Genomic DNA, 12615 nt, shown 5'->3' with positions numbered 1-12615 from the left:
GCCCGGGCCGACTTTTGGGCGTAAAAAAAGGTGCCGATCCGGAGAGATCGCACCTTTTTTGAGTTCTGCGGCAGCGGCTGCCCGGAATCCGGGAAGCTTTCGCAGAAGATTGGTTGCTCGACTAAAAGAAATAAATTTACAGCGGCCCATTATCATTAGTTGTATTGAAACTGGCAAAAAGTTGGTGGGCCCACCTGGACTCGAACCAGGGACCGACCGGTTATGAGCCGGTGGCTCTAACCAACTGAGCTATAGGCCCAAGTTGTTCCAAAACTACGGAAACCGGTACTTATATCCCCTGGCGCAAGTTTTGTCAACCTTTTTAGCTGCAGACCTGCTGCTTGAAGGTCTCGAAACCCACCCGGTCGATGAACCGCCCCATCCGTTCGCCCTTTTTGCCCTCTTGGGCAAAGTAGTCGATGATGGCGGCGGTGATCCGCCGGGCTTGGGTGTCATCCACGTTTTCGATCAGGGTCTCGGCCAGCCGGGGCCGGGAGGCGGCGTTGCCGCCCACCACGATGGTCCAGCCCTTGGCCTTGCCGACAAAGCCGATATCCTTCACCGAGCTTTCGCCGCACTGGTTGGGGCAGCCGGAAACCCCCAGCTTCAGCTTGCCGGGCAGTTCCTTGCCGTGGTAGTTTTCGTCCAGTTCCTTGGCCAGGCCCATGGAGTCCTGCTGGCCAAGGCGGCACAGGGTGTTGCCGGGGCAGGTCTTGATGCTGCGCACGCACAGGCCCACCGCCGCGCCGGGGGCCATGTCCAGGTCTTTCCAGGCCTGGTCGATCTCCCCTTCCTTGAGCCCGACAATGGCGATCCGGGCCGCACTGGTCACCTTGATCGCCGCGCACTGGTATTTTTCTGCCACGTCGGCAATCCGCCGCAACTGCTCGGGGGTAATCAGCCCCAGGGGCAGGTGGGGGACAATGGCGTAACTTTCCTTGTCGCGCTGCAGTACCGCGCCTTTTTCACCGTCTTTCAACATAATTTGCTCCTTGTGGTGTAATGGTTTAATATTTGTATTCTTGGTTATTTTTGTTTTTTCTGGCCGCTTGCCTGGCGTCTTCTGCGGTCGCCGACAACCGGGTGTTTAATGATTGACTAAAGCAATTTGCTTTTTTTAGCCGCAAAAGTCAAGCAGATGTCACTGGCAGCCTCGCTCACCGGCCCGGATCATGTTAACGTAAACGGCCATGGGGCGTCGCCGAAAGTGGCCACAGGGCCGGCTCACGGCTCGAAGTGCTGAAGTACGGATCGCCGCCGGGGCCTGTCGTAACCCGCGTAGGCCCGTGGCCGCCCGCTGCAGGGGGAGTTCCTGAAATCCTTTGGCCAAGCGTTTACCGGGGCCAAGAAACGGTTGAACGTTTGCTTCTTTGGCGGAGCCCGTAGTCGACTATCAAGGTGGAGCAGCCCATGTCTGTCAGCATTTCCTACTTTATGGCGGCCGTTGTGTCCGCAACCCTGGCCGGGGGGCTGGTCGCCTGGCTGTACTGGCGCCAGCACTGGCGGCGGCTGCGGGAAAGTACCGAGCAGCGGCGCCTGGCCGATCAGGAGCTGTGGGCCGAACGGTTGGCCGGTCGGGATGGTCGCCTGGAGGAGGCCCGCGCCGAGATCGCCCGGCTCAACGACAAAATCACCGACCTGCAGCAGGAAAACGCTACCCTGCAGGCCCGGGCGGCGGAACTGACCACCAGCCTGGCCGGAGAGCGCAAGGTCACTGAAGAAAAACAGGCCCTGCTGATGGAGGCCCGGCGGGAGTTGGCCGACACCTTCAAGGCGTTGTCCGGCGAGATTTTTCAGCAGAACAGCCGGTCTTTCATGGAAATGGCCAAATCCACCTTCGGGCATCTGCAGGAGAAGGCCAGCGGCGAGCTGGAGCAGCGCCGCCGGGCCATTGCCGAGATGGTCAACCCCCTGCGGGAGTCGCTGCAGAAGGTGGACGACCAGTTGCGCCAGGTGGAAAAGGAGCGGTCGGCGGCCTACGCCGGGCTGAGCGAACAGGTGAAATCGCTGGCCACCACCCAGGCTCGGCTGCAGGGCGAGACCGCCAACCTGGTCCGCGCCCTGCGCACCCCCAATACCCGGGGCCGCTGGGGCGAGATCCAGCTGCGAAGGGTGGTGGAGATGGCCGGCATGGTCAACTACTGCGACTTCTATGAGCAGGAATCGGCCGCGGCCGCCGACAGCCGCCTGCGCCCGGACCTGCTGATCCGCCTGCCCAACGACAAAAATATCGTGGTGGACTCCAAGGCGGCCCTGTCGGCCTACCTGGAAGCCTTGGAGGCCCCGGACGAGCAGACCCGGCAGAGCAAGCTGGCCGAACACGCCCGCCAGATCCGCACCCACCTCAATCAGCTTTCGGCCAAGTCCTATTGGGAGCAGTTTCAGCCCAACCCCGAGTTCGTGGTGCTGTTCCTGCCGGGGGAGAACTTCTTCAGCGCCGCCCTGGAGCAGGACCCGGAGCTGATCGAATTCGGGGTCAACCAGCGGGTGATCCTGGCTACCCCCACCACTCTGATCGCCCTGCTGCGGGCGGTATCCTACGGCTGGCGGCAGGAAAAGATCGCCGAGCACGCTCACCGCATCGGTGAGCTAGGCAGGCAGCTTTACCAACGCCTGTGCGTGCTGGCCGGCCATTTCCAGGCGATCCGCCGGGGGCTGTCCGGCGCCGTGGAGTCTTACAACAGGGCGGTGGGTTCGATGGAAAACCGGGTGCTGGTGACGGCCAGAAAACTCAAGGAACTGGACCCGGGCCTGGACCGGGAACTGGAACGCCCCGAGGCGCTGGACCTGCAGCCCCGGCTGATGCAGCCACCGGCAGACATCGACCCCGGAGATCTGGACCCCGGAGATCTTGACGCCGAAGCCCCCGATCCCGGCGACGAGACCCCGGCGGTGGCGACAAACCCCGAGCCGGCAGCAAAACCGGAGGCCGACCAGGAGAGGGTGGTCGACAGGGAGATGGAGGCCGACAGGGAGGTGGAGGTGGATGAGCGAGAAGTTTGAGCCCGCCTACCGGCAACTGCCCGTCGCGGAACTGGCCCGCCGGGCCGCCGTCGGCCATGAACGCCTGCGTGCCTGTGATCTTTGCCCCCGACGCTGCGGGGGCGATCGCCTGGCCGGCCAGCCCGCCAAAATTGGCTTCTGCCGCACCGGGGGCATGGCCCAGGTGGCCAGTTACGGCCCCCATTTCGGCGAAGAAGAACCCCTGGTGGGGCGGGGAGGCTCCGGCACCATCTTTTTCGGCAACTGCAACCTGGGCTGTGTCTTTTGCCAGAACTACGACATCAGTCATCCCCATGCCGGCCAGGACGGCGGCATGGCGGTGGACGCCGCCGCCCTGGCCGGCATGATGCTGGAGCTGCAGGAGCAGGGCTGCGTCAATATCAACCTGGTCACCCCCAGCCACGTGGTGCCCCAGATCCTGGCGGCCCTGGTGGAGGCCCGCCGGCAGGGGCTGCAGCTGCCCCTGGTCTACAACACCGGCTCCTACGACAGCCTGGCCACCCTGCAACTGCTGGCCGGGGTGGTGGATATCTACCTGGCCGATTTCAAGTACTGGCGCCCGTCGGAAGCCAAACGCCTGCTGCGGGCCGAAGATTACCCCCAGCGCGCCCGGGAGGCGATCAAGGAAATGCACCGCCAGGTAGGTGACCTTAAGCTCGACGGCCAGGGCCTGGCCCGCCGGGGCCTGCTGCTGCGCCACCTGGTGATGCCCGGCGGCCTGGCCGACAGCGAGGCCATCTTCCGCTTCCTGGCCGAGGATATCTCGCCCCACACCTACACCAACATCATGGAGCAGTACCACCCCGCCGGCCAGGCCCATAAGTTCCCACCCATCGACCGCCCCCTGGACCGAGCCGAATACCAGCAGGCCCTGGAGCTGGCCAGCCAGGCCGGCCTGAAACGCCTGGACGAACGCGGTGCCGAACGGCTGATGCGGCGGCTTTTTCGGCTGTAAGTTTTAACCATGCAGAGTAAGGTTCTAAACACCAAAGAAATACTGGCGGCGGTCGGGGTGGCGCTACTCTTCGTGTTCTCTTCATGGCTGGTACAGAACAATCTGGAGGCCATTGCCAGGATTATCGGCGACGACGGCCGGGGCATGGCGATCTACGTCCTGGTCAGCATGGTCACCATCGTTCTGGCGCCGGTGGCGACCATCCCTCTCATTCCCATAGCCGCAAGTCTCTGGGGCGGTTTTATTACCGGCCTGCTCAATATTTTTTCCTGGCTGGTCGGCTCGATGATCGCTTTTGGTATCGCCAGGGTCGTCGGCGTGAGGTTTGTCCGGAAGGTGGTTTCCCTGGAACGACTGGAGAAAATAGAACGAATGATTCCCGAAAAGGGGATGTTCGGGGCCATCGTTTTCCTGCGGATGGTCATTCCCGTCGATCTGCTGAGCTATGCCCTGGGGCTTTTCAGCCTGGTCAGGGCCGGGCTTTATTTCTGGGCGACCCTGATCGGCATTATCCCCTTTGCCTTCATCCTGGCGTATGCGGGCCGGATTCCCTTCACCTATCAGTTCATCGCCCTCCTGGTGCTGGTCTTGCTGGCCCTGCCGGGGCTTGCCATCTACCACCTGATCAAAAGACTGAGAAGCCGGGACCATAAGGCAACTGAGCCAGAATGAACCCCACCATCGACTACTACAACCGCAGGCGATTTTTAGCGGACTTTTGGATACGGTATTTCATGCGTTTTGCCGTTGACGGTACAATATTCATAGTGCATGATGATATTTCAGCCAAACGGCTGGTTTTGTAATAGTATTCATGTGGGATGGCCATTTTTCATGGATAATCAGACAGGATATCGTTTTTCAGGACGGTGACCGTTTTTCAGGACAAGCGCCTTCCTGAAAAAGCAACGCCGGTCGGCTATGCCGCCCTGATCGATGCCTGCGGCTTGTCCGTGCCCCTGCCACGGACTCTCTATGCCACTGGCGAACGTCACCGGGTGGTGGAGAAAGGCGGGTGGCGCATCCTGACGCCGCGCCATGCGCCGCATCCGACTCTTGAAGGCCATCTCACCTTCGCCCTTAAATATGAGGGGCTTGATCTGGCCGTCCTCAAGCGCCTGTTCCTGACGGTCGGCGCCGCGGCCATCGAGGCGCTGGTGCGCGAAACCCCGACAGGGACCTACGCACCGCCGCCTTCCTGTTGCTCAAAGATTCCAAATCCAGCTACGCGATCGAGGGCGAGCGCGCCCCGCAGGACCGCATTCAGCGCTGGGGACGGGTGATTGGCGAAGCCGGCCGCCAGGCGCTGGACCTCGAAGAATTCCTGCGCCTGCAAAGGATCGTTATCGGCGATGCCCGTTTTACGAAGCTGGGGCTGCGGGATGAGGACGGCTTTGTCGGCGACCATGAACGCGATACGCAAATGCCGCTGCCCGGTCATATCAGTGCCAGGCCGGAAGACCTGACCGCGCTGATTGATGGCGTGATCGCTTTCGATCGCGGGCCGGCCCGCCAACTCGATCCCGTGATCGCGGCCACCATCCTCGCCTTCGGCTTCGTCTATATCCATCCCTTCGAAGACGGGAACGGCCGCATTCACCGCTATCTCATTCATCATGTACTGGCACAGCGCGGCTTTAATCCGCCCGGCGTCGTTTTTCCGATCTCCGCCGCCATTCTGGGACAGATCGATGAATACCGGCGCGTGCTGGAAAACTATTCGTCGCGGTTATTGCCCCTGGTCGAATGGGAGCCGACCGACCGGTTCAATGTCCGGGTGCTCAACGACACCGGTGATTTTTACCGGTTCTTCGACGCGACGCCGCATGCCGAATTTCTTTATGCCTGCGTTCGCAAGACCGTCGAAGAAGACCTGCCTTACGAAACCGATTTTCTGCGCCGCTACGACCGGTTCCGGCAACTGGTTACCGGCTTCATCGATATGCCGGACCGCATGGTCGATCTTCTGTTCCGGTTCTTGAACCAGAATGACGGCCACTTGTCCAACCGGGCGCGCCAACGGGAGTTCGAGGCGCTGAGCGATGAGGAGGCGCAGCGCCTCGAAGGCATCTATCAGGAGGTTTTTGGCCAGAAGGTTTTTGGTGGTGGATTTTGCCCGGATTGAAGAACTGGAAGAGGCCCTCCCCATAACGCCGTTCCCCCTTGCCGGATTTTTTTAAATGAACCCCACCATCGACTACTACAACCGCCACGCCGCCGCCTTCTTCCGAGAGACCGCCGGGGTGGAGATGGCCGCCCTGCAGCGAAGGTTCACCGCCCTGGTCCCCGCCGGCGGGCTGATCCTGGATGCCGGCTGCGGCTCCGGCCGGGATGCCCTGGCCTTCAAAGAGCAGGGCTTTAAGGTGGCGGCCTTCGACGCCTCGCCGGAACTGGCCCGGTTGGCCGGGGAACACCTGGGCCAGCCGGTGGCGGTGCGCACCTTTGCCGAGGTCGGGGAACGGGACGCTTACGACGGCATCTGGGCCTGCGCCAGCCTGCTGCACCTGCCCCGGCGGGAGATCCCCGGCGCCCTGGCCCGGCTCTGGGCGGCCCTGAAGCCCGGCGGGGTGATGTATGTCAGCTTCAAGGAAGGGCAGGGCGAACGGCAAAAGGACGGCCGCCACTTCACCGACCTTGGCGAACACGAACTCCACGCCCTGCTGGACACCCTGCCCGACACTACCCACCGGGAATACTGGACCACCCCGGACAGCCGCCCGGACCGCACAGAAACCTGGCTTAACGCCCTGGTCCGCCGCCGCCCTGCCGCCCCGGACAAGCTGATCACCGGCGGCATGCTGTGAACTTATGGCAAAAAATGGTTGGCAGTCTTTGTGATGAGCGTGTAGGTACCATGTTATGGGTGCCTTAGGTTAAAACTCTTGTTGCCAGGGACAGAAAAAAGTTTGAGATGAGGGCTGCTGTTCAGCTGTTATGAATATATGAGCAACATTGCCACCTACCTTCAACAATTCACCAGCCTCAAGCGTGCTCCCGGCGGCGTTTGGGGTGAGGCTACCAAAAACCGCGCACCGCACAAGCCCATCCTGTTGCTGGCGGTACTTGACCTGGCGGCCAGGGGTGGGATTAGCTCGCCGTTCATTGATGTTTCCGGCGATCTGGTGGAACTCAACGAGTTGTTCAACCATTACTGGCGACGGGTCGTGCCCTTGGGGCAGGTCAGTAGCATCGCCTTTCCCTTTTCCCGCCTGGATCGGGAGCCGTTCTGGTATCTGGTTTCCCGTGAAGATCAGGCCGTTACCACGTCCAGGATTAACAACACCGCTTCGGTTAGTTATCTGCGTCGTTATGCCCTTGGCGCTAAATTGGATGAAGAACTTTTCCAAATCATCCAAACCGAGGATGGGCGGTCCGCCCTGCGAGAAGTTCTGCTGTGTTCCTGCTTTTCCCCCGAAGCCGGGGCGTCCCTGGCGGAACAGGCCGCCATCAATGCCGAAGCTTACCATTACAGCCTGGATTTGCTGGCCAAAGCCCACCATCATCAGCCGCAGGTCGCCGAAGCCATGGATATTGATGCCTATAAGCCGCCGGCTCGGGATCAGGGTTTTCGCCGGGTGGTGGTTAAGGCCTATGAGCATCGTTGCGCTCTGTGCGGAGTTCGGATCATCACCCCGGATGGGTATACGGTGGTTGACGCCGCCCATATCGTCCCCTGGTGTAAAAGCCACAACGATGACATCCGCAACGGCTTGGCCCTGTGCAAGCTCTGCCATTGGGCATTCGATCATGGCATGATGGGGGTTTCCGATGCTTTTGCCATCATTGTGCCGGGGCGGGTGGCTGCCGCCCCCAACGCCCCCGGCTTCCTCACCGCCCTGGCTGGCCGTCCCATTATCCCACCCGCCGACCCGGACCTGCAACCGGCAACGGAAAACTTCGCCGCCCACCGCCACGACTGGCGATTGTAGCCCGGCGCTGGTGGAACAAATCACCACCCACCAAACTTGCTCGCCGCCGCAACCATGCGAACCTTCTCCCGACTGAAAGCAGTTCTGGACCCGCAGGATTTGGCAGCGCCGGAGGCGGAGTAAGAGGCGGGGAAAAAGTAGGTGGATGACGGGGGAAAATCCGTTACCCTGACACTGGCTGACAGGTTGAGTATGGTAGGATGGGCGGGCCAACAATCAGAATACGTTGCCATGGATCGTAAATTGTCACGAAAATCAACGTGATATGCCTCGCACAGAGGCGGGAGTGAAAGAGGTCTGCATGCTGAGCTTGGTTCAATAAATGTCTCTACTGAAGAAATTGACAGTATGGTAAAACAGCTCTCTCAGGCGGTGAAAAATAAGCATGAGCAATAATCGTTGGACCAAAGATCAACTTAAATTGGCTTTTCATCTGTATTGCCAGATCCCGTTCGGTAAGCTGCATAGTCGAAACCATGAAATCGTGGAGCTCGCTCAACTCATTGGTCGCACGCCATCTGCCGTGGCGATGAAACTTGTCAATTTCGCGAGTATTGATCCGGCAATAACTGCAACTGGGCGTGCCGGGTTAGGGAACGCCTCATCGTTGGATCGAGAGATTTGGGCGGAATTTAATGCCGATTGGGAAGGGCTTGTCGTGCAATGCAATCGTTTGAGGGTAACGATTGAGGAGGAGAAAGGGATACGCCGGCCCACGAATTTCTACTTGGATGAAACCGTTGACCGAGAAGACTTCACAGGTGAGACACGCCAGGTGATTACCGAGCAACGGATCAAGCAGCATTTTTTTCGTAGGGCCGTTCTGAGTAGTTATCGAGGGCGTTGCTGTATGTCAGGGTTATCGGAGCCGTGTCTCCTTCTCGCAAGTCATATAGTGCCGTGGAGCAAAGATAAAGCCAATCGCTTGAACCCAAGTAACGGGCTTTGTCTATCGGCGTTGCATGACCGGGCCTTTGACAAGGGCTTGATCACACTGGCCGAAGATTTTACCGTCATTGTCTCAAAGCAATTGCTTAACAACGATAACGATTTGATGAGATTTGCCATAGCGGAACTCCATGGCAGATCGATTGAATTGCCAGATCGTTTTTTCCCGAGCAAGGAATTTATCGCCCGCCATCGCACAGAGGTGTTCAATTCTAGATAAAGACAATGCTTTGTGCAAGATGTTGCAAAGCCTCGCAGATACTGAATGATCCGCAACAAGGAGGCCAACTGCGACATCTTCAACAATGCGGATCTGATTGCCGCGGGCCTTGCTCCCTTTTGTCTGCGCCTTGGTCGGGGGCGAATTGCGCAATATGAACATGCGGCCCTGCGCTGGCTGCCGCCGGATGAACTGCCAACCCTGGACTGCGCGGAAGCTGATTTGTCGAGCATTGCCGATTACTGCCGTGAGCAAAGCCATAGTGAACCTGTATGACTTGCTCCGAGCTCAGCCTCGGCCTTTACGAACTCCTGCTGGATGGAATCTCTGCGCGATCTTCTGGCCCGTTCTCCCGCCGCGATTGGCGCTTGTAAGGACACCCCATGACCCTGACCACCTGGCTCACCGTTGTGACCATTTGTATTCTGGGGGCCATGTCGCCGGGGCCTTCCCTGGCGGTGGTGCTGCGCCAGACCGTTAGCGGCGGGCGGCGCAACGGGGTGGTGGCGGCCCTGGCCCACGGCTTTGGGGTGGGGCTGTATGCCCTGCTGAGCATTGCCGGCCTGGCGGCGGTTATTGCCGCCTCGCCGCCGGCTTTTACCATGCTGCAGGTGGGTGGGGCGGTGTTTCTGGCCTGGTTGGGGATTAAGGGGTTGCTGGCCCGCCGTCGGCCAGATCAGCCGGAGCTGGCCCAGGCGCCCACCACCGCCGGCGCCGCCCGCGACGGCTTTCTGGTGGTTTTCTTCAACCCCAAAATCGCCGTCTTCTTTCTGGCCCTGTTCAGCCAGGTGGTGGGGCTTGATACTACCATGGCGGCCAAGCTTGGTTACGCGGTGACCGCCATGGTGATAGATGCCGGCTGGTACTTGTCAGTTGCCTGGTTGTTGTCGATACCATTTTTTATGGACCGCCTCACAAGCCGGGCGGTCTGGCTGGAGCGTCTGTTCGGTGCCGTCCTGCTCGGCCTGGTCGGGCGGATGGTGCTGGCAATGCTTGATTAATAAAGGCGTTATAAGCAGCGTCCGTGGCCAGGACAAGACGCCGGGGGAATTCCCCACGCAGTTACGGTGGGCGACATGAAATATCAGCCACCCTACACCATCACACCTGAGATCCTGAACCGGGTCGCCGCGATCAGCGAGGCCATCGGGCGGCTGACCGTGCTCGCCGACCAGGCGAGAGCCTTGCGGCTGCGGCGCATCAACCGCATCCGCACCATTCACGGTTCGCTGGCCATCGAGGACAACACTCTGACCGAATCGCAGATCACCGCGATTCTGGAGGGCAAGCGGGTCATCGCCCCGCCCCGCGAGGTGCAGGAGGTGAAAAACGCCCTGGCCGCCTACGGCTGAAATTACCCCGGCACCCTGATCTGTTTTTTCAAGGGCAGCGGCAAGGTGGCAGCGGAGCTGTTCAAGAAATCACCATCCGAGATCGGTCTGCCCACCATTGTTCTGTATGAACTGAAAGTCGGGATTGCCAAATCGCAATAGAATTCCAGCAAATCAACAAACTGCAACTGGAAGACTGGTACTGATGCACCCCCCCCGGCGGTTTTTGTTCTTGCCTCCCGGGGGTGCCTTTCGTATAATTCACGTCTTTGTCAACCCGGCTCGAATTGCGTCATTGTTAAATCAAAAGGAGACTTGCAACCATGAAGTTAGGGATCAACGGCCTTGGCCGGATCGGTAAACTCTCTCTCTGGCACCACGTATCCCGGCAGCATTTTTCCGAGCTGGTGGTCAACGTGGGGCGCGAGGTTGGTAGCTCGCTGGCCGATATCGCCGGGGTGATCGAACGGGACAGCACCTACGGCCGACTGGCCAACTACCTGTACGGTTGCAAGGCCCCGCTGTCGGTGATCACCGACCTGGACGAAAGCACGGGCACCATGAAGGTCAACGGGGTGCCGGTGACCATCCTGCGCCAGTCCCGCGATCCCAAGGGAATTGCCTGGAAGGACAACGGCGTCAGGCTGGTGGTGGATACCACCGGCGCCTTCACCGACCCCACCGCCGATGCCGACGCCCCCCGGGGCTCCCTGCGCGGCCATCTGCAGGGCGGGGCCGAGAAGGTGCTGCTTTCCGCTCCCTTCAAGATCAAGCAGAAGGGCCTGGAGATGCCCGAAGACGCAGTGACCACGGTGATGGGGATCAACGACACCGACTACGACCCCGCCCGCCACGCCCTGATCTCCGCCGCCTCCTGCACCACCACCTGCCTGGCCTTCATGGTCAAGCCGCTGCTGGATTACTTCGGGGCGGACAAGTTCCTCAGCGCCTCCATGGTTACCGTCCATGCTGCCACCGGCAGCCAGCCGGTGCTGGACCGGGTGCCCGCCGCCGGGGCCACCGACCTGCGCAAGAACCGCAGCATCCTGAACAACATCGTGCTGACCTCCACCGGCGCCGCCAAGGCCCTGTTCCTGGTGCTGCCCGAGATGCAGCGGATCGGCTTTATCGCCGAGTCGGTGCGGATTCCCACCTCCACCGGTTCGCTGATCATCCTGGTGGTCAACTTTCAGGATGACCCGGCCAACCCCATCAATCGCGCCCTGCTCAACTCGGTGTACCGCGACTACGGTAAGCAGACCAGCTACCTGATGTACAGCGACGAGCAGCTGGTGTCCGGCGATATCGTCGGTGCCCCGGCCGCCGCGGCGGTGATCGAGGGCCAGGAAACCCATACCCGGACTGCCACCATCAATGTCAACCTGGGCCAGTTCAAATGTGAAGGCGCTCCGGACAAGGTGGAAGTGCCGGTAACCCAGGCGGTGATCTACGGCTGGTACGACAACGAGCTGGGCAGCTACACCAACATGCTGGGTGATCGCACCGTCAGCATCGCCGAAGAAATGGTCTGACCGGTCGGCCCCTGCGGTGAAATTGCAGCGAATCTGCAGTGAATCCGTAGTGAAGCGGGTCGGCGGGCGGTAGGGCCGTCCGGAGCGGCCGGGAAGGTGGGCGGTGAAAATTTTGATCAGAGACCTGGTGGCGGCGGACCTGTCGGCGGTGGCGGCCCTGGAGGCCGGGGAGCCCGGCGGCTGGAGCCTGGGCCAGTGGACCGCCGAGCTGGCCCGTGCCGGCGGCTGGCGCTTGGCAGCCCTTGATGAGGACGGCGGCCGACTGATAGGATATATGGCCGGCATGGTCGTCGGTGAAGAGGCGGAGATCTTCCGCCTGCTGGTGGCCCCGGATTGCCGTCGGCGCCGGGTGGCCACCGGGCTGCTCAAGCACCTGTGGCGGCTGCTGCCCGGCCTGCGGGTAAGTTCCTGCTTCCTGGAGGTCAGATCCGCCAACCTGGCCGCCCTGGAGTTGTACCGGGCCATGGGGTTTGTGCGCTGCGGCCTGCGGCCGGGCTACTACCACGACCCCGAGGATGACGCGGTGGTGCTGGCCCGGCCGGTGGTAAGCGATCACGAGGCACCGTCGAAAGCGGTGATCGGGCCGGCCCGGAAGAGGACACGTAAGGGGGCAGGTTCGAAATCTGTTCCCGATCACGGGGTGGCGGTCGCGGCAAAAGGCCGGCGGCCCGTAACTGGCACCAGTTGAACAGTGTAA

General features: G+C 60.9%; 13 protein-coding genes, 1 tRNA gene and 1 pseudogene. 13 read left to right on the top strand and 2 right to left on the bottom strand.

Annotated elements, in window-relative coordinates:
* Window positions 1-182: 182 nt before the first annotated feature.
* A tRNA-Ile gene (locus P0N66_RS04450) sits at window positions 183-259 on the bottom strand.
* Between the two features lie 63 nt (window positions 260-322).
* Window positions 323-982 carry a nitrite/sulfite reductase domain-containing protein gene (locus P0N66_RS04445; protein ID WP_275802792.1) on the bottom strand — a complete coding sequence of 220 codons (660 nt, stop codon included), beginning with the start codon at window positions 980-982 and terminating at the stop codon, window positions 323-325.
* 428 nt (window positions 983-1410) lie between these two features.
* Here P0N66_RS04445 and P0N66_RS04440 point away from each other — a divergent pair, with 428 nt between their 5' ends.
* The 13 genes and pseudogenes from P0N66_RS04440 (at window position 1411) to rimI (ending at window position 12606) form a co-directional block, all read left to right on the top strand.
* Window positions 1411-3003: a DNA recombination protein RmuC gene (locus P0N66_RS04440; RefSeq protein WP_275802791.1), complete on the top strand. Its 1593-nt coding sequence runs from the start codon at window positions 1411-1413 to the stop codon at window positions 3001-3003.
* Window positions 2987-3958: a radical SAM protein gene (locus P0N66_RS04435; protein ID WP_275802790.1), complete on the top strand. Its 972-nt coding sequence runs from the start codon at window positions 2987-2989 to the stop codon at window positions 3956-3958. The genes P0N66_RS04440 and P0N66_RS04435 overlap by 17 nt, the downstream gene beginning before the upstream one ends.
* A gap of 9 nt (window positions 3959-3967) precedes the next feature.
* Complete coding sequence (locus P0N66_RS04430) at window positions 3968-4630, top strand: TVP38/TMEM64 family protein (RefSeq protein ID WP_275802789.1); 663 nt, start codon at window positions 3968-3970, stop codon at window positions 4628-4630.
* Between the two features lie 197 nt (window positions 4631-4827).
* A complete protein-coding gene (locus P0N66_RS04425; protein ID WP_275802788.1) occupies window positions 4828-5241 on the top strand; it encodes a hypothetical protein in 414 nt (137 codons plus the stop codon).
* The gene (locus tag P0N66_RS04420; protein WP_275802787.1) at window positions 5160-6083 is read left to right on the top strand and encodes a Fic family protein; all 924 of its coding nucleotides are present in this window, start codon (window positions 5160-5162) and stop codon (window positions 6081-6083) included. The genes P0N66_RS04425 and P0N66_RS04420 overlap by 82 nt, the downstream gene beginning before the upstream one ends.
* 55 nt (window positions 6084-6138) lie before the next feature.
* A complete protein-coding gene (locus tag P0N66_RS04415) occupies window positions 6139-6762 on the top strand; it encodes a class I SAM-dependent methyltransferase (RefSeq protein ID WP_275802786.1) in 624 nt (207 codons plus the stop codon).
* A 138-nt stretch (window positions 6763-6900) separates the two neighbouring features.
* On the top strand, window positions 6901-7887 hold the full coding sequence (locus P0N66_RS04410; RefSeq protein ID WP_275802785.1) for an HNH endonuclease: 987 nt from the start codon (window positions 6901-6903) through the stop codon (window positions 7885-7887).
* Window positions 7888-8272: 385 nt separating this feature from the next.
* The gene (locus P0N66_RS04405) at window positions 8273-9055 is read left to right on the top strand and encodes an HNH endonuclease (RefSeq protein WP_275802784.1); all 783 of its coding nucleotides are present in this window, start codon (window positions 8273-8275) and stop codon (window positions 9053-9055) included.
* A 45-nt stretch (window positions 9056-9100) separates the two neighbouring features.
* A complete protein-coding gene (locus P0N66_RS04400) occupies window positions 9101-9331 on the top strand; it encodes an NUDIX hydrolase (RefSeq protein ID WP_275802783.1) in 231 nt (76 codons plus the stop codon).
* A gap of 107 nt (window positions 9332-9438) precedes the next feature.
* Window positions 9439-10056 (top strand): LysE family translocator, encoded by a 618-nt coding sequence (locus tag P0N66_RS04395; RefSeq protein ID WP_275802782.1) that lies wholly within the window; start codon window positions 9439-9441, stop codon window positions 10054-10056.
* A gap of 75 nt (window positions 10057-10131) precedes the next feature.
* Window positions 10132-10401, top strand: a pseudogene (locus P0N66_RS04390) (Fic family protein); the annotation flags it as partial.
* Window positions 10402-10709: 308 nt separating this feature from the next.
* On the top strand, window positions 10710-11918 hold the full coding sequence (locus tag P0N66_RS04385; RefSeq protein ID WP_275802780.1) for a type I glyceraldehyde-3-phosphate dehydrogenase: 1209 nt from the start codon (window positions 10710-10712) through the stop codon (window positions 11916-11918).
* Window positions 11919-12021: 103 nt separating this feature from the next.
* Window positions 12022-12606, top strand: coding sequence for a ribosomal protein S18-alanine N-acetyltransferase (rimI, locus tag P0N66_RS04380; protein WP_275802779.1), 585 nt, complete (start codon window positions 12022-12024; stop codon window positions 12604-12606).
* The last annotated feature ends 9 nt before the right edge of the window (window positions 12607-12615 follow it).

The organism is Desulfurivibrio dismutans, assembly GCF_029210385.1.
GTDB classification, from domain to species: domain Bacteria; phylum Desulfobacterota; class Desulfobulbia; order Desulfobulbales; family Desulfurivibrionaceae; genus Desulfurivibrio; species Desulfurivibrio dismutans.
Note: the sequence above shows the minus strand (reverse complement) of the source record. Positions and strands in the feature narration are given on the sequence as shown.

Coding starts and splice junctions, on each gene's coding strand:
- P0N66_RS04395 (WP_275802782.1), top strand. CDS start 9,439: ATGACCCTGACCACCTGGCTCACCGTTGTGACCATTTGTATTCTGGGG.
- P0N66_RS04400 (WP_275802783.1), top strand. CDS start 9,101: ATGATCCGCAACAAGGAGGCCAACTGCGACATCTTCAACAATGCGGAT.
- P0N66_RS04430 (WP_275802789.1), top strand. CDS start 3,968: ATGCAGAGTAAGGTTCTAAACACCAAAGAAATACTGGCGGCGGTCGGG.
- P0N66_RS04435 (WP_275802790.1), top strand. CDS start 2,987: ATGAGCGAGAAGTTTGAGCCCGCCTACCGGCAACTGCCCGTCGCGGAA.
- P0N66_RS04445 (WP_275802792.1), bottom strand. CDS start 982: ATGTTGAAAGACGGTGAAAAAGGCGCGGTACTGCAGCGCGACAAGGAA.
- P0N66_RS04405 (WP_275802784.1), top strand. CDS start 8,273: ATGAGCAATAATCGTTGGACCAAAGATCAACTTAAATTGGCTTTTCAT.
- P0N66_RS04385 (WP_275802780.1), top strand. CDS start 10,710: ATGAAGTTAGGGATCAACGGCCTTGGCCGGATCGGTAAACTCTCTCTC.
- P0N66_RS04415 (WP_275802786.1), top strand. CDS start 6,139: ATGAACCCCACCATCGACTACTACAACCGCCACGCCGCCGCCTTCTTC.
- P0N66_RS04440 (WP_275802791.1), top strand. CDS start 1,411: ATGTCTGTCAGCATTTCCTACTTTATGGCGGCCGTTGTGTCCGCAACC.
- P0N66_RS04410 (WP_275802785.1), top strand. CDS start 6,901: ATGAGCAACATTGCCACCTACCTTCAACAATTCACCAGCCTCAAGCGT.